The organism is Stenotrophomonas sp. WED208, from assembly GCF_040984485.1.
Lineage (GTDB): Bacteria > Pseudomonadota > Gammaproteobacteria > Xanthomonadales > Xanthomonadaceae > Stenotrophomonas > Stenotrophomonas riyadhensis.
Genome location: NZ_JAZARB010000001.1, coordinates 3592582 through 3609183 on the forward strand (window position 1 = coordinate 3592582; position 16602 = coordinate 3609183).

The following is a 16602-nucleotide window of genomic DNA, read 5'->3' on the forward strand; positions in this document are numbered from 1 at the left end:
AGGCAAAGGGATCTGACCCCGGCTCGCCCGACGATCACCGCCCCAATGTGGCCATGACGAAATCGACGAAGCACTGCAACCGCGGGCGCGGCCGTCGATCCGGCAGGTAGATCAGATGCATCGGCCGCGGCTCGGGCAGGTAGTCGCGCAGCAGCGGCTTCAACCGCCCGGCCGCGATCTCGCCGGCCAGCAGCGCGGTCGGCTGCAGCACCAGTCCCGCCCCGGCCACGGCGGCCTCGCGCAACGCGACTCCATCGTTGCAGGTCAACCGCGCCTCCCAATCCACCTGTTCGCCGTTGGCCAGCTGCCAACCATGGCCGCCGCGCCAGGCCAGGTGGCTGAGGCAATCATGCCCCTGCAGATCCGCAGGCGTGCGCGGCGTGCCGCGCCGGCGCAGGTACGACGGCGCCGCACACAGGCTCATCGCATAGGGGGGCAGCGGCCGCGCCACCACCTCCTGCGATGGCAGCGGCCCGACCCGGATCGCCACGTCGAAGCCATCCTCGATCAGGTCCACGCGGCGGTTGCTCAGGTCCAGCTCGATGTTCAACTGCGGCTGCGCGCGCAGCAGGCCGGCCAGTTGTGGCGCCAGCACGCAACTGCCCCAGGTGGTTGGCGCGCTGACCCGCAGCAGTCCGCGAGGTTGAACCTGCAGGCCGGCCACGTCGGCCTCGACCTGCTGCACCTGCTCCAGCACCTGCCGGCACCCGGCCAGGTAGGCGCTGCCGGCTTCAGTCAGGCGCTGACGGCGGGTGTTCCGTTGCAGCAACGCAGTGCCCAGGTGCGCCTCCAGCTGCTGGATGTACTTGCCGACCATCACCGCTGAGACCTGCAGCTGTTCGGCGGCGCCGGCGAAGCTGCCACGCTCGGCCACCGCCACGAAGGCCTGCATGCAGCGAAGGGTATCCATTGCTAATCCAGAGTTAGGAATCTGCGAAGCATACGCCGCTTACCTAACCCCGCTGTGAGGGCGCAGACTGCGCCCATTCCCCCTCTCGCAAGGAACGGCCATGAAGATCCTCCTCGTCGGTGCCAGCGGCACCCTCGGCCAGGCAGTCGCCCACCAGCTCGGCCAGCAGCATCAGATCCTCGCCGCCGGCCGCAACAGCGGTGAGCTGCGCGTCGACCTGACCGACGACGCCAGCGTTGCCGAACTGTTCGCGCGTACCGGCCAGGTCGATGCGGTGATCTCAACCGCTGGCAAGCTGCACTTCGGCCCGCTGCAGGAGATGACGCCCGAGCAGTTCAACATCGGCCTGCAGGACAAGCTGCTGGGCCAGGTGCGACTGGCACTGGCCGCGCAGCACCACCTCAACGCCGGCGGTTCGATCACCCTGACCAGCGGCATCGTCAGCGCACAGCCGATCCGCGATGGCGTCAACGCCACCTCGGTGAATGCCGCACTGGAGGGCTTCGTGCGCGCCGCCGCACTCGAGCTGCTGCCGCGCGGCCTGCGCATCAACGTAGTCAGCCCGAACGTGCTGATCGAATCGATGGCGGCCTACGGCCCCTACTTCCCTGGCTTTGAAGCGGTGAGCGCGCAGCGTGCGGCGCTGGCTTTCCAGCGCGCGGTGGAAGGCATCCAGAGCGGCGAGACGATCACGGTCTGGTAAGAAAAAAGGGGACGGAGGGGATTAAGTCGTTTGTGCATTAACGACTTAATCCCCTCCGTCCCCTTTTCGTGGGTCACTCCCAGCGCATCGGGCCGTCGCCGCGCTCGCCGAGCACATCCCCCGGGTTGGCCAGGCGGCAGCGCTGCAGCGACAGGCAGCCGCAGCCGATGCAGCCGGTCAGTTCGTCGCGCAGCAGTTGCAGCATGTGGATGCGTTCCTCCAGCTCGGTGCGCCAACGCGCGGACAGCTTGGCCCAGTCGGCCTTGGTCGGTGCGCGCCCCTCGGGCAGGCTTTCGAAGGCACGGCCGACCGCTTCCAGCGGCATGCCCACGCGCTGCGCGACGCGGATCACCGCCAGCCGGCGCAGCACGTCGCGGCTGTAGCGGCGCTGGTTGCCCGAGGTGCGCAGGCTGCTGATCAGCCCCTTGCGCTCGTAGAAATGCAGCGCGGAAACCGCCACGCCACTGCGCTGGGCGACTTCGCCCACGCTCAGTTCCTGGGACACCATTGCTTGACCTCAACTGCTGTTGAGGTGTCATGCTGCTATCTTCGCCGCCAGTTGACAAGCGCGGCCCGCATCTGACCCGTATGACCCCGACCCTCTCGCCCGCCGACGCCATCGCGCCGTCCGATACGTCGATCCTGTCCTCGCGCTACCGCGCCACCACCATCGGCATGGTGGCGCTGGTGGCGCTGCATGCCTTCGAGGCCCTGGCGGTGGCCGCCGCCATGCCCACCGTGGCCGAGGCGCTGGATGGTCTGCGCCTGTATGCGCTGGCCTTCGGCGGTACCCTGGCCACCAGTGTGATCGGCATGACCCTGGCCGGACGCTGGGCCGACCGCCATGGCCCCGCCAGGCCACTGTGGTACGGCCTGGCCTGCTTCGTGCTGGGCCTGCTGCTGGCCGGCTTTGCGATGCGGATGGGCATGCTGGTGGCCGGGCGCCTGCTGCAGGGCCTGGGTGCGGGCGCGATCTCGGTTTCACTGTACGTGATGGTCGGGCGCAGCTATCCCGAGCACCTGCGCCCGAAGGTATTCGCCGCGTTCTCGGCCGGCTGGGTGGTGCCGTCGATGATCGGCCCCGCGCTGAGCGGGTTGATCGTGCAGCATCTCGGCTGGCGCTGGGTGTTCCTGGCGGTACCGCTGCTGGCGGTCCCGGCCGCGCTGCTGCTGCGCCCGGCGCTGGCGCGCATGCAACCGACCGATGCAGGAAGCAGCGACGATGGTCGCGGCAACGTGGTGCGTTGGGCCAGCGGCGCCTCGCTGGCGGCGCTGCTGCTGTACTTCGGTGGCCAGCAGCGCGGCCTGCCTGCCCTGCTCTGCATTGGCGCAGCGCTGCTGGCGCTGCTGTTCTGCGTGCACCGCCTGCTGCCGGCCGGCACGCTGCTGCTGCGCCGCGGGTTGCCCAGCGTGATCGCGCTGCGTGGCATCGCCGCTGCGGCCTTCTTCGCCTGCGAAGCCTATCTGCCGCTGCTGCTGCAGCGCGAACGCGGACTCTCGCCCAGCTGGGCCGGCGCGGTGCTCAGCCTCGGTGCACTGGGCTGGTTCGCCGGCTCCTGGCTGCAGGGCCATCAGCAGCGCGGCTGGTCGCGCCAGCAGCTGCTCCGCGTGGGCACACCGCTGATGACGGTCGGCATCGCCGCCACACTGGCCGTGTTGTTCAATGCGGTGCCGCTGCCCGTGGCGCTGGTCGGCTGGGCGGTGACCGGCTTCGGCATGGGCATGATCTACGCCAGCCTGTCGGTGCTGACGCTGTCGTTGTCCGCGCCGCATGAGCAGGGCGCCAACACCTCGGCGCTGCAGTTGAGCGAGGCGCTGTCGGTGACCACCGCGCTGGCGGTTTCCGGTGCACTGTTCGCGCTGTTCGTGGAAGCCGCGCCACACACCGGCTACCTGCTGTGCCTGGCGATCACCTTCGGCCTGGCGCTGCTGTCCACGGTGATCGCGCGGCGGGTGTAGGCAGCCGCATTGCGGTAGTGCCGGCCGCTGGCCGGCAACCTCACGAACGCTGGAATGTCCAGATAATGCCGGCCAGCGGCCGGCACTACCGGGTACCCGTCCCCATGTCATCGATATCCCGGTGCAGGATGCGCCGCACTTCCAGCACGGCCTGCGGGGTCTCCTGCACGCTGTGACCGGAAATGATCACCTTCTCCGACAACGCACCCGGCAGGTGCGCACTCCAGTACGGCACCAGCCCGTCATCGGACTTTTCCACCGGCAGTTCCGGTTTGCGCTGGGCGATGATCGAGTGGTACTTCAGGCCCGCTTCGATCGGCAGCTGCGCAGCGGCCTTCACGAACGGATCGCTGGCCTTGAGGTTGTCGATGCTGTTGGGAATCTTCGGCTTGGCGGTGCCGTCCTCCTGCTGCTCGGCCTGTGCGAGTGCCATGAACACGTCCTCGAACTTGCCGAGGATGGTCAGCGGCAGGCGCACCAGGCGACCGATCAGGCGACCGACCTTGTTGCCTGCGATGTCGGTGCCCTGGTGTGGGGCAGCGATGAAGATCGCACGCTCCACGTTCGGCTGTGCCTTGAAGTGCAGCAACGGGCCCAGTTTGGTCTGCACCCGTTTCAGGCGCTCGCCCTTCAGATCGTAGTTGGCCAGCAGGTCGTTCCACAGTACATCGCCGGAATCGCTCACCAGCAAGCGCGCCAGCACGCCGCCCATGCTGTGGCCGATGTAGACCATGTCCTTCGACGCACGCGTGCTGCCGTTGGGGTCGAAATGCTTCAGCGTGTCGTTGAACGCATTGGCGATCTCGTAGCGGTTCAACGCGATCGGCGCATTGGTCGGGTAATAGACCTGCCACACCTGGAACTGCTGGCGCAGCTCGGGGTCACCCATGATCTCGTTGGCCAGGTTCACCCACGCTTCCGGGCTGCTGGCCAGGCCGTGCAGCATGAAGATGATGCGGCGGTTCGGGTCCCACGGCTGCATCAGGTAGATGTGCGGCTCGCCGATGCCCTCGCTCATCCCGAACAGGGTGCGTAGCGACTGCCGGGCGAAGCCACTCTGCGCCAGCCACAGGCCGTAGGCGGCGGTGAAATTGCCGGCCAGCGGCACCTGCTCGCCGTGCAGGGTGATGCGCTCGGTCGCCTCCGGCGAATAGGCATCCAGCTCGACCCGGCGTGTGCGCATCACGTCTTCCAGGCTGCTGCCCTCGAACCGCAGCAGTGCGGTGACGTTGATCGAGGACATCTCACTGAACTCGGGCACCGAATCGTCATGGCGGTGGCGGCGGCCACGACGCTCGTCGTCCTCGTCGTCCTGCGCGGTTTCAGCCTTTGGGCCGTCCGGCGCGATCACTGGCGCGACCAGTTTCGGCGGGTCCATCACCATCACCAGCTCGGCACCGAAGCCATCGCGGCGATAGGTGCTGCGCAGGCCGACGAAGCTGACCGTTCCCGCCGGCACCAGCTGCGCCGGAATGCTCTTCAGGCCCAGCTGCTGGTAGTTGGAGGCCAGCGACCAGCTACCGACCGTGAGCGGCTTCGTATAGTCCTCGCCGGCCAGCGCAGCGGCGCGTGCGCGTACGAACAGCACCACTGCCGCCTTCTCTGCCGCGTAGTTGTAGTAGTCGCGCACCTGCGTCTGCCGGTCCTCGAAGGCCCGGTCGGACGGTGAGCGGCCGCTGTAGAACAGGTAGGCATAGGCATAGCGCGCGGCTTCCAGCCAGGCGTCCAGCGCCGCATCGCTCATCGGCGGATCGCCGGCGGCGGTCTTCTTCGGCGTCAATGCCAGCGCGGCCTTCACCCACAGTTCGGACAGCGCCGACAACCGCTGCTCGACATTGAGGTCATCGGTCATCAACAACGTGCTGCGGCAGACCAGGAAGTCCTTCTCGCACTGCGACTCATCCAGGCCCGCCGCGCTGAGCGTCTCGCGCGCGGCCGGGCTGAGCTTGCCGGTGTTGAGCACGTCGGCGCGCTTGTTGACCAGCGAATCGCTGGATTTGACCTGCTTGACGGTCACCATCGCGCAGCCGCTGCTGCCCAGCAGCAGGAAGGCGGCGAACAACACCGGCAGCGCGCGCTGCCAGCGGATCAGGAAGAGTCGGGTCATTACTGCGGGTCCTGCTCGGTGCCGGGCACGCCCTGGCGGATCACGGTGGAGAAGTGGTCGCCGCTGCCCAGGTCCAGCGCACGCTGGGTGATGCGGCCCTTGTCATGCAGCTCGGCGTACGGCACACCCGGCGTGAGCGCACCCACCTCCTGCGCGTACTCGGCCAGATACCCGGACAGCAGCAGGCGATAGTCCAGCGGCAGGCGCGGTGCGATGTGGCGGGCCAGGTCGAAGACGATGGTCGTGCAGTTGCTGGTCAGCGTGTTGTAGAAGCCCGGCTTGGCATCCAGTTCACGCGCCTGTTCGATGTACGCAGCGAACAGTTCCTTCAGCTGCGCGCGATCCATGCCGTGCAGGCGGTACAGGTAGACATCCTCGCCCCGCGCGTTGGTACGCGTGCGGATGATGTCGGTCTCTTCCGAGGCCACCAGGGTCATCTCGAATTTCCGGAAGAAGCCGCCCAGCGCAGAAAACGATTCACCGCGCTCCTTGCGGATCTCCAGCGAGAACACCACGTGGCGACCGTCCTCGAAACCAAACGAGATCAGGGTGTGGGCGATCGCCGGGCCCATCCAGTACGACAGCACCAGGTCGGCCGAGCGCAGCTGGTCCAGGTCGTACTCGCGGCGCACCCAGTGTGCGTCGTAGTCGGTTTCGGTGCGCCAGCGGAAGTCGCGCACGTTGTCCAGCACGACGTGGCGGCCATCGAAGGACACCACGTGCAGACGCTGGGCCACGTCATCGGCCCACAGCCGGTCCTGGCGTGGGGTCAGCAGCAGCCACCACAGGCCGGCCAGTGCCAGCGATGCCCCGAAGGCCAGGCCCAGTCGGCGCGAGGCACGGCCCCGCGCGACCCGCCACGACGCCCACAGCGCCACCAGCAGCCACAGCCCGGCGACGCCGGTGGCCAGCCAGCCCGGCCCCGGCAACTGATAGGTCAGCAGCCCGGTCACCCACAGCGCCAGCAGCGCCATGGCACTTCCTGTCATCCATCGTCCTGCGGCTTTCACTGGCATCCTGTCGCGGTCTTGAAGCCGCATAGTTAGCCACAAGCGGGTTCACCGTGGCATCTACGGACCGTTCAGGCAGGCCGGCGCACCGTCGGCGGCGGCCTCTGCGGCCAGGTTCACTTCACAGGAGCAACGATGGGCATCACTTCCGTGGCCGGCGTTCCGGTCCAACCCCGGCACCGCGCCACCTGCCATTGCGGCACGGTCGAACTGCTGCTGGACCTGCCGGACGGCATCGTCGATCCGCGTCGCTGCGACTGCTCGATGTGTCGGCGCCGGGGTGCCATTGCCGCCAGCGTCACCCGCGCGGGACTGCAGGTGGTGCGCGGGCAGAACCACCTGCAGCTGTACCAGTTCAACACCCATGTGGCCGAGCACTACTTCTGTGGCGTATGCGGCATCTACACCCATCACCGGCGCCGCTCCAACCCGGAGCAGTACGGTTACAACGTGGCCTGCCTGGAGGGCATCGACCCGTTCGCGCTGGGCGTGATCCCGGTCAATGACGGGGTCAATCACCCCGCCGACCGCACCGGTTAGTGGCGCGTGCGTCGTGGCGGTGCGGCAACCTTCTGCCAGGGAGCCATGCCGCTGCGACCGGCCCGCACCGGTCGTTTCAGCCAGGGCCGGCGGGGCGACGCCTGCGGCTCGACCGCGACCGGGGGAGGTACGGGTCTGCGGCCGGGCCAGAGATGATCGAGCAGCCACATGGCAGGTCTCCGTGGGGGACGGGGACGACCTACGCTAGCGACACCTGGGCAAAGAACGGGTGAGGGTGCTGCGGCAGCCAGATGACAGCCGCGTCCCCCCTCAGTCCTGCGGCCGTGACCGGCCCAGGCGGCGCACCAGCACGAAGAACAACGGCACCAGCACCACCGCCAGCACCGTACCGGAGACCATGCCGCCGATCACGCTCATGCCGATTTCACGGCGGCTGACCGCGCCTGCACCGGTCGCCAACGCCAACGGGATCACACCAGCCACGAAGGCCAACGACGTCATCACGATCGGGCGCAGGCGCAGTCGTGCGCCCTGCAGGGCCGCTTCCACCGCTGAACTGCCGGCGCGATAGCGTGCCTCGGCAAACTCCACGATCAGGATCGCGTTCTTGGCCGACAGGCCGATGGTCGTCAGCAGACCGACCTGGAAGTAGATGTCGTTGACGAACCCGGCCGCGGTGGTCGCCAGCACCGTACCAATCACGCCCAGCGGGATCACCAGCACCACCGCCACCGGCACCGTCCAGCTCTCATAGAGCGCCGCCAGGCACAGGAAGATGAAAGCAATGGAGGCGGTGTACAGCCACAACGTCTGGTTGCTGGCCAGTTGTTCCTGGTAGGACAGGCCACTCCACTGCAGGTCGAACCCGGGTTGATCGGCAACCAGCGCCTGCATGCGCTGCATCGCTTCGCCCGAGCTGCGCCCTTCAGCTGCGCTGCCCTGGATCTGCATTGCCGGCAGGCCATTGAAACGCTGCTGCAGCTGCGGCCCGCGTGCCCAGTGGCTGCTGGCGAAACTGGCGAACGACGCCATCTGGCCGTTGCCACCGCGCACATACCACTGGCCGATGTCGTCGGGCACGCTGCGGTAGGGCTGGTCGCCCTGCATGTAGACCCGCTTGACCCGGCCACGATCGAGGAAATCGTTGATGTAACTGCCGCCCCAGGCCGCCGACAGCGTGGAATTGATGTCGGCCTGTGCCAGGCCCAGCGCGCTGGCCTGGGCATGGTCGATGTCCAGCCGCAGCTCGGCCTTGTCGCCCAGACCGTTCAGGCGCACCGAGGTGAGCCCATCGTCTTCGCCGGCCGCACGCACCACCTGTTCCTGCGCTGACTGCAGGGCCACGCGCCCGGCCGCGCTGGTGTCCTGCAGCCACAGTTCGAAGCCACTGGACTGGCCCAGTCCACGCACCGCCGGCGGTGCCAGTACATTGACCTTGGCATCCGGCAAGCTGCGGAAGTAGGCATTGGCTCGCGTGATGATCGCCGCAGCGGTGTTGTCGCCCGTGCGCTCATCCCAGGGTTTCAGTGCGAGGAAGCCCTGCCCGGCGTTCTGGCCGGTGCCGGCATTGTTGCGGCCGACCACCACGAACACCACGTCCAGGTTCTGCTTTTCGTGCTCCATGAAGTAGCGGCTGATCTGCTCGCCCAGCGCTTCGGTACGTGCCATCGGCGTGCCTTCCGGCGTGGCGAACTGGAAGGTGACCTGGCCCTGGTCTTCCACCGGCAGGAAACCGGTCGGCATCCGTGCGTACAGCGCGACCATGGCGACCACCAGCAGCAGGTAGAACGCCATCCAGCGCCGCGGCCGGGTAACGACGCCACCGAGCTTTCCCTGGTAGGCCAGCTGGCTGCGCTCGACGCCCCGGTTGAACGCCCGGAAGAAACGACCCTGTGGCTTCTGCGCCGAAGACGGCTTGAGCAGGGTCGCGCACAGCGCCGGGGTCAGCGTCAGCGCCACCAACGCCGACAATGCCATGGCAGATGCAATCGTGATCGAGAACTGCCGGTAGATGATGCCGGTGGAACCACCGAACAGCGCCATCGGCAGGAACACCGCACCGAGCACCACGGTGATGCCGATCAACGCGCCGGTGATCTCTCCCATCGACTTTTCGGTCGCCTCGCGCGGCGGCAGATGCTCGTCGTGGATGATGCGCTCCACGTTTTCCACCACCACGATCGCGTCGTCGACCAGCAGGCCGATCGCCAGCACCATCGCGAACAAGGTCAGCGTATTGATGGTGAATCCGGCAACCGCCAGTACGCCGAAGGTGCCCAGCAGCACCACCGGTACCGTGATCGCCGGGATCAAGGTGGCACGCAGGTTCTGCAGGAACAGGAACATCACCACCACCACCAGCACGATGGCTTCGATGAGGGTATGGATGACCCCCTCGATCGAGACCCGCACGAACGGTGTGCTGTCACGCGGATAGGCCACCTGCAGCCCCGGCGGGAAGGTCGGCCGCAGCCGTTCGATCTCCGCGCGGACCGCATCGGCGGTGGCCAATGCGTTGGCACCGGAGGCCAGGGTGACCGAGAAGCCAGCCGCCGGATAGCCGTTGAGATAGCTGCTGGTCTGGTAGTTCTCCGCGCCGATCTCGACCCGCGCGACGTCGCCCAGCAACACCGCCGCGCCATTGGGCAGGGTGCGCAGGATGATCGCGCGGAACTGTTCGGGGGTCTGCAGGCGTGACTGCGCGGTGACCGTGGCGTTGAGGCTCTGCGTCGGGCTGGACGGCATCGCGCCCAGCTCACCCGCCGTCACCTGGGTGTTCTGCGCCTGGATCGCGGCGCGCACGTCCGAGGGCATCAGGTCATAGGCGCGCAGCTTGTGCGGGTCCAGCCACACACGCATTGCGTAAGCCGAGCCGAACACGTTGATCTCGCCGACACCTGGAATGCGGCTGATCGGGTCCTGTACGTTACTGACCAGGAAATCGGAGACGTCCACGCGCTCCATGCGCCGGCTGGTGTCGTACAACGAGACCACCATCAGCGAATCGCCCTGCGACTTGGCGACCGTCACGCCCTGCTGCTGCACTTCCTGCGGCAGCCGGTTGATGGCCTGGTTGACGCTGTTCTGCACCTGCACCTGGGCGATATCCGGGTTGGCGCTCTGGTCGAAGGTGACCGTGATGCGCGCCTGCCCCGATGACGAACTGGTCGACGAGAAATACAACAGGTGATCGATGCCCTTGATCTGCTGTTCGATCACCTGGGTGACGCTGTCTTCCACCGTCTGCGCCGAGGCGCCGGTGTAGTTCGCGGTGATGTTGACCTGCGGCGGCGCGATGTCCGGGTACTGCTCCACCGGCAGCTGGGTCACCGCGATGGTGCCGAAGGCCATGATGCAGATCGCCAGGACCCAGGCGAATACCGGGCGATGGATGAAGAAGCGCGGCAGCATCTGCTCAGTCCTTCCCGGCCGGTGCCGGCGCAGGCTTCACCCGTACCGTCATGCCATCGGCCAGGCCCTGCGCGCCGGCCACCACCACCTGTTCACCGGCGGCCAGGCCATCGAGCACCAGCCACTGGTCGCCCACCGCACGCGCGGTGCGGAACAGGCGCAGCCGCGCCTTGCCGTCCTTGTCCACCAGCCACGCCTGTGCCTCGCCCTTGGGGCTGCGATCGACCGCGGCCTGTGGCACCAGCAGTGCCTGCTGGCGGGTACCCTGCCCCACCAATGCGCGCACATACATGCCCGGCAGCAGCTGCCCATCCGGGTTGGGGAAACGCGCACGCAGGGTGATGCTGCCGGTTTCCTGCTGCACGTCCACGTCGGCAAATTCCAGCGTGCCGGGCAGCGGGTAGTCGGTGCCATCGGACAGCCGCAGCCGCACTGGTGCTGTATCGACCTGCACGCCACCGTCGGCGATGGCGCGGCGCAGTGCCAGGTACTCATTGCTGGACTGGGTGATGTCCACGTTCATCGGGTCCATCTGCTGCACCCGTGCCAGCGGTTCGGCCTGGCCCGAGGTGACCAGCGCCCCCGGCGTGAACAGCGCGCGGCCGATGCGCCCGGCAATCGGCGAGGTCACCGTGGCAAACCCCAGCCGCGTGCTGGCCGTGTCACGTGCGGCCTGTGCGGCCTGCGCCGCGGCGGCAGCCTGCTGGTCGCTCGCGATCGCATCGTCCACATCCTGGCGCGCGGCCAGCTGGTCCTTGCCCAGCGCCTGCATGCGCTGCGCCCGCAGGCGCGCGGTCACCGCAGCGGCCTCGGCCGTCTTCAGGTTGGCCTGCGCCTCGTTCAGCGCGGCCTGGTACAGCGCGGGCTCGATCTGGAACAACGGCTGCCCGGCCTTCACCCACTGGCCCTGCTCGAACAACCGCTTCACCAGCACGCCATCCACCTGCGGGCGCACGTCCGATTCCTGCGAGGCGACGCTGCGCCCAGGCAGTTCCTGCTGCAGTGCCAGCGGCTGGCTGCGCAGGGTCAGTACCGTCACCTCAGGCGTCGTCGCGCCGGGCTTGGGCGCGTCCTTGCCGCAGGCGCTGAGCAGCCCCACCAGGACAAGCGCCAGCAGCGGCAGGGCCACGGTTCGCGGCAACCGCCAGGCACGGTACGGACGGGAGGGATTCGGAAGGATCATCGGCTGCAGGTTCCACGCGTGGGGGAGCGTTCGGCGCCGAATATAGAAGACGTGGCGGCACGATCCTGCTAAATGGCGCATGAAACATTTTTCATTTGCAGTCGCTGCCCACGATTGCGAGGATGCCCGTGTCCCACTCTGCACACTGGCCCATGCCGCGCGTACTCACCATCGAGGACGATCTTGTCACCGCCGAGGAGATCGCCACCGAACTGCGCAGCCATGGCTTCGACGTGGACCTGGCCAGCGACGGCAGCGACGGCCTGGCGCTGGCACGTGCAGGCGACTACGCGGTGATCACCCTGGACCGCATGCTGCCCGGCATCGACGGGCTGGCCCTGGTCACCACGTTGCGCCGTGAAGGCATCACCACGCCGGTGCTGATGATCAGCGCACTGTCTGACGTGGATGAGCGCGTGCGCGGCCTGCGCGCCGGCGGCGATGACTACCTGACCAAGCCCTTCGCTTCGGACGAGATGGCCGCACGCGTGGAAGTGCTGATCCGGCGCCAGGCCCCGGCCATCGACAACGTACTGCGTGCCGGCGACCTGGAACTGGACCTGATGACCCGTTCGGCGCGACGCGGTGGCCACGAGATTGCACTGCTGCCCACAGAGTTCAAGCTGCTCGAATTCCTGGTCCGCAATGCCGGCCAGGTGGTCACCCGCAGCATGCTGTTCCAGGAAGTCTGGGGCTACCACTTCGATCCGGGCACCAACCTGATCGACGTGCATATCGGTCGCGTGCGCAAACGCATCGAACAACCCGGCCGGCCCCAGCCGATCATGACCGTCCGTGGAACCGGCTATGTCTTCGACGCGCAATCCTGACCACTGGCGCTCCTCCAGCAGCAGACTGCTGGGCCTGTACTGCATCCTGTTCGTGGCGTGGTCGAGCCTGCTGCTGGGCGTGATGTACTGGCGCATCTCGGATTACCTGAGTGACCTGACCGAATCGGGCCTGCAGCAGCGCGCGCACCTTTTCATGAGCTTCGACGGCCCGGCACTGGATGAAGCGTTGCGCGACAGCCAGCGCTTCGATCTGCACCAGGTCTATACCTATGGATTGTTCGACAAGGCCGGCATGCCGATGGCGGGCCCGCTGACCGCCATCCCCGAGGGATTGCCGCTGGATGGCAGCTCGCATCCGGTCGAGGGTTGGACGCTGGCCGATGGGCCGCACGAGGACGGTGGCAGCGCGCTCGGCGTGGTGACCCGCGATGGTCGGACGCTGGTGTTCGTGCGCCAGAACGGCAAGCTCATGGCGGTCAACAGCATCATCCTCGATGCACTGCTGTGGGGCGTGTCGTTGACCGTCATTCCCGGTCTGGTGGGCTGGCATCTGCTGCGCCGGCGGCCGTTGAAACGGATCCAGCAGATCGAAGCGGCCACCAACCGCATCGTTGCCGGCGACCTCGGCCAGCGCCTGCCGGTCTCCAGCCGTCGCGACGAGATCGACCGGCTGTCGAGCATCGTCAACGCCATGCTGGAGCGCATCGAGCAGTTGATGACCGAGGTCAAGGGCGTGTGCGACAGCATTGCCCACGACCTGCGCACGCCTCTGACCCGCCTGCGTGCCCACCTGTACCGCATGCGCGTGGGCCTGGACGAACGGGACCCGCACGCCGATCCACTGGACAAGGCGCTGGCCGAGACCGACATGCTGATGGCGCGCTTCGCCGCGCTGCTGCGGGTGTCGGAACTGGAGAGCCACCAGCGACGTTCGGCCTTCGACGCGGTCGACGTCACCGAGCTACTGCAGGAACTTCACCAGTTCTACCTGCCCCTGGCCGAAGAAAAGCAGCAGTTGCTGGAGCTGCAGGTGGATCCGAAGGTGGGCCCGCTGCGTGGCGACCGCGAGCTGCTGTTCGAAGCGCTGGCCAACCTGCTGTCCAATGCCCTGCAGTTCACGCCGGCGCAGGGCCACATCCTGCTGCGCGCAGTGGACGATCAAGGCGTTCCCAGGATCGATGTGATCGACAACGGGCCGGGCATCCCACCGCAGGACCGCTCGCTGATCTACCAGCGCTTCTTCCGCGGCAGCAGCAGCGCCGGCCAGGGACCTAGATTCGGCCTGGGCCTGTCGATCGTAGCCGCCATTGCCGGCCTGCACGGCTTCCGTGTCCGCGCCGGCAGCGCCCCCGGCGGCGGCGCCTGGATGAGCATCCGCGGCGCGACGGACGGCCTGCCCTGAGCAACGGCCTTCGAGCCAATGCGCAGCCCCCGCAGGAAAGGAAAACCAGCTGGCAACCGACACACCCCCTGCTGCCCGCGCGGGGTGACCGACGCCTTCAGCCCTCGGTTCTGATCACAGCCAACCTGGGCCGCCGCAGCAGCAGGTGCAGCAGCACAGCGCATGCGGCGGTCAGCAGCGCCAGGACACGCAGCAGTATCGCCAGCGCCTCGGCACTGGCCTGCTGCAGTTGTGCGCTGCTCATCGCCGGAAGCAGTGCCTGCGCCTGTGCCTGCGCCCCCGTGGCCAGATAGGCACCGGCGCGCGCCAACGATGCGGGCGATGCTCCCTGCAGCTGGTGGCCGATCAGCAGCGCAAGCAAGGCAGTGACTGCGGCCAATGCGATGCCCTCACCAGCCACCCGCACGGTTCCGAAGATGCCGGCGGCCATGCCCGCACGCTGTACCGGCACCACGCTGACCGACAGCCCATCCATCAGGCCCCACGGCAAGGCCGTTCCTGCACCGACCAGCATCAGCAACGGCACCCACTGCGAGGGCGACGGATGCGATGCATGGCGCGACAACAGGTACAGGCCAGAGGCACAGACCAGCAGGCCCAGCGTGCACAGCCGCGCACTTCCAACGCGCTCCGCCCATTGCGCGGCCAGCATCGGCAGCACCAGCATCGGCGCAGACAAGGCCAGCATCTGCAGCCCGACCAATGTCGTGCTCTGTGCATGCACGCCCAGCAACTGCAGCGGCAGTACCACCAGCAGCACCACGTAGCCGAAGCAGGTTGCGACCGGCAGCAGCTGGACACCGAGGAACGCCGGTTGCGAGAACAGCGAGAGGTCCAGCAACGGTGAGCGCTGCAGCCGTTCGATGCAGATGAATACCCCGCCCAGCAACAGCGTCGCCAGCAGCGCCAGTTGCACGCGCATGGCATGCAGGCCGAATTCACCCAGCCACAACAGGGCCAGGGTCAACGCCGCCAGCATCAGGCTGAAGCCCAGCATGCCGCCAACATCCAGCCGCCCGCGTTCGCCATGGCTTTCGGACAACGCGCGCGCGCCCACGGCGAACGCCGCCAGCGTCAGTACACCGCCCGCGGCGAACACACTGCGCCATCCCAGAGCCTGCAGCAGCAGGCCCGCGAGCAGCGGCCCCAGTGCCAACCCTGCACCGAACGTGGTGCCCAGCAGGGCGAACACACGGGCACGCACCGGCCCCTGCCAGGCATGCGCCAGCGCGGCGGTGCCGGATGCCAACGCCGCTGCAGCGGCAACGCCCTGCAGCCCGCGCGCCAGATCCAGCCACAGCAGCGTGGGCGCGAGGCAGACGACGATCGTGGCGACGGTGAAGCCTGCCGTGCCCAGCAGGAACAACCGTCGTCGGCCATAGCGGTCGGCCAGGCCACCGGCAGCAAGCAGCAGGCTGCCGAAGGTGAGCATGAACGCGTTGGTCACCCACGCCAGCGCGGTCGGCGACGACGCCGCGGAACGGGCCAGCGCCGGCACCGCCACCGCACCGGCCGAGAAGGACAACGGCAACGCCAGCGCGGCCAGGCAGACGGCAAGCAGCGTCCAGCGCTGCTGCGTGTGGGAAGGTACGGAAAGCATCGAAACCGTGGCCATGCGGGCCTCCATCCATCAGGGGCATTGATGATGGACAGGCCGCTATTCCTGAAAAACAGGCTCGATGGACGTTGATTACGGCCCAATGCTCCGTAATCATGCCCGCATGGATTCCATCTCTGCCCTGCTGGCCTTCGTCCGTACCGCCGAAGCTGGCAGCATCGTCGGCGCCGCTCGCGTCCTCGGCCTCTCCGCGTCGGCCGTGGGCAAGCGCATCGCCCGCCTTGAACAGGAACTCGGCACCCGTCTGTTCCAGCGCACCACCCGCCGCGTGCACCTCACCGACGAAGGCGAACTGCTGCTGCAGCGCTGCCGGCGTGCGCTGGACGAGCTTTCCGAAGCACAGGCGGACCTGGCACAGCGCCAGCACGCACCCAGTGGACTGCTGCGTATCGGCCTGCCCACCATCGGCTACCGCTTCCTCTTGCCGGTACTGCCCGGGTTCCAGCGGCGCTACCCGCAGGTGCGGCTGGAACTGGACTTCAACGACCGCATCGTTGATGTAGTCAGCGAAGGCCTGGATGCAGTGATACGCAGCGGTGAACTGGCCGATTCCAGCCTCACCGCACGGCGGCTGGGCGGCTTCCGTTTCATCCTCTGTGCGGCGCCGGGCTATCTGCAGGCGCACGGCACGCCCGGTGATGTGAGCGAGCTGCGCCTGCATACCGCGCTGCGCTTCCGTTACCCCACCACCGGAAAGCTGCATCCGTGGCAGCTGCCGGGCATCGAAGGCGATGCCGGCGCGCGCCTTCCCACGGCGATGACCTGCAACAACATGGAAGCCGTGCTGGCCGCTGCGATCGGTTGCATGGGCCTGGCCTGGATGCCGGACTTCCTCGCGGCCGATGCGCTGACCGATGGCCGCCTGCAACGGGTACTGCCCGCACTGCCCACGCACCAGGGGCAGTTCTCGTTGCTATGGCCCGGTGGGCGCCATCCCAGTGCACGCCTGCGGGTGTTCATCGACTACGCCGTTGCGCATCTGTTCCAGGGCAGCAAGGCGTAGCGGA

Annotated in this window: 13 protein-coding genes; 6 read left to right on the top strand and 7 right to left on the bottom strand. The window is 67.6% G+C overall.

Annotation, left to right across the window (positions count from 1 at the left end; genetic code table 11):
• Positions 1-34 precede the first annotated feature (34 nt).
• On the bottom strand, positions 35-910 hold the full coding sequence (locus VPH47_RS16285) for a LysR family transcriptional regulator (RefSeq protein WP_368851263.1): 876 nt from the start codon (positions 908-910) through the stop codon (positions 35-37).
• A 100-nt stretch (positions 911-1010) separates the two neighbouring features.
• On the opposite strand from VPH47_RS16285, the gene VPH47_RS16290 reads away from it, so the two are divergent.
• Complete coding sequence (locus VPH47_RS16290; protein WP_368851264.1) at positions 1011-1613, top strand: short chain dehydrogenase; 603 nt, start codon at positions 1011-1013, stop codon at positions 1611-1613.
• Between the two features lie 73 nt (positions 1614-1686).
• Here the strand turns inward: VPH47_RS16290 and soxR are convergent, their stop codons facing one another.
• Positions 1687-2121: a redox-sensitive transcriptional activator SoxR gene (gene soxR, locus VPH47_RS16295; RefSeq protein WP_094002028.1), complete on the bottom strand. Its 435-nt coding sequence runs from the start codon at positions 2119-2121 to the stop codon at positions 1687-1689.
• Between the two features lie 29 nt (positions 2122-2150).
• Here soxR and VPH47_RS16300 point away from each other — a divergent pair, with 29 nt between their 5' ends.
• Complete coding sequence (locus tag VPH47_RS16300; protein ID WP_197611336.1) at positions 2151-3572, top strand: MFS transporter; 1422 nt, start codon at positions 2151-2153, stop codon at positions 3570-3572.
• An 85-nt stretch (positions 3573-3657) separates the two neighbouring features.
• Here the strand turns inward: VPH47_RS16300 and VPH47_RS16305 are convergent, their stop codons facing one another.
• Both VPH47_RS16305 and VPH47_RS16310 read right to left on the bottom strand, forming a co-directional pair.
• Positions 3658-5679 carry an esterase/lipase family protein gene (locus tag VPH47_RS16305; protein ID WP_368851265.1) on the bottom strand — a complete coding sequence of 674 codons (2022 nt, stop codon included), beginning with the start codon at positions 5677-5679 and terminating at the stop codon, positions 3658-3660.
• Positions 5679-6653 carry a DUF4105 domain-containing protein gene (locus tag VPH47_RS16310; RefSeq protein WP_368851601.1) on the bottom strand — a complete coding sequence of 325 codons (975 nt, stop codon included), beginning with the start codon at positions 6651-6653 and terminating at the stop codon, positions 5679-5681. The genes VPH47_RS16305 and VPH47_RS16310 overlap by 1 nt, the downstream gene beginning before the upstream one ends.
• Before the next feature lie 171 nt (positions 6654-6824).
• Here VPH47_RS16310 and VPH47_RS16315 point away from each other — a divergent pair, with 171 nt between their 5' ends.
• Complete coding sequence (locus VPH47_RS16315) at positions 6825-7229, top strand: GFA family protein (RefSeq protein WP_110711375.1); 405 nt, start codon at positions 6825-6827, stop codon at positions 7227-7229.
• A 270-nt stretch (positions 7230-7499) separates the two neighbouring features.
• On the opposite strand, the gene VPH47_RS16320 is transcribed toward VPH47_RS16315, so the two are convergent.
• Both VPH47_RS16320 and VPH47_RS16325 read right to left on the bottom strand, forming a co-directional pair.
• Entirely contained in the window at positions 7500-10601 is a 3102-nt protein-coding gene (locus VPH47_RS16320) for an efflux RND transporter permease subunit (protein ID WP_368851266.1), read from the bottom strand.
• A 4-nt stretch (positions 10602-10605) separates the two neighbouring features.
• Positions 10606-11784, bottom strand: a complete 1179-nt coding sequence (locus VPH47_RS16325) for an efflux RND transporter periplasmic adaptor subunit (RefSeq protein ID WP_368851267.1) — start codon at positions 11782-11784, stop codon at positions 10606-10608.
• A 152-nt stretch (positions 11785-11936) separates the two neighbouring features.
• Here VPH47_RS16325 and VPH47_RS16330 point away from each other — a divergent pair, with 152 nt between their 5' ends.
• Both VPH47_RS16330 and VPH47_RS16335 read left to right on the top strand, forming a co-directional pair.
• Positions 11937-12614 carry a response regulator transcription factor gene (locus tag VPH47_RS16330; RefSeq protein WP_110711370.1) on the top strand — a complete coding sequence of 226 codons (678 nt, stop codon included), beginning with the start codon at positions 11937-11939 and terminating at the stop codon, positions 12612-12614.
• A complete protein-coding gene (locus VPH47_RS16335) occupies positions 12592-13977 on the top strand; it encodes a sensor histidine kinase (protein ID WP_368851268.1) in 1386 nt (461 codons plus the stop codon). Before VPH47_RS16330 ends, VPH47_RS16335 begins: the two co-directional genes overlap by 23 nt.
• 97 nt (positions 13978-14074) lie before the next feature.
• Here the strand turns inward: VPH47_RS16335 and VPH47_RS16340 are convergent, their stop codons facing one another.
• The gene (locus VPH47_RS16340) at positions 14075-15592 is read right to left on the bottom strand and encodes an MFS transporter (RefSeq protein WP_368851269.1); all 1518 of its coding nucleotides are present in this window, start codon (positions 15590-15592) and stop codon (positions 14075-14077) included.
• Positions 15593-15698: 106 nt separating this feature from the next.
• On the opposite strand from VPH47_RS16340, the gene VPH47_RS16345 reads away from it, so the two are divergent.
• Positions 15699-16598, top strand: a complete 900-nt coding sequence (locus VPH47_RS16345) for a LysR substrate-binding domain-containing protein (RefSeq protein WP_368851270.1) — start codon at positions 15699-15701, stop codon at positions 16596-16598.
• Positions 16599-16602 lie beyond the last annotated feature (4 nt).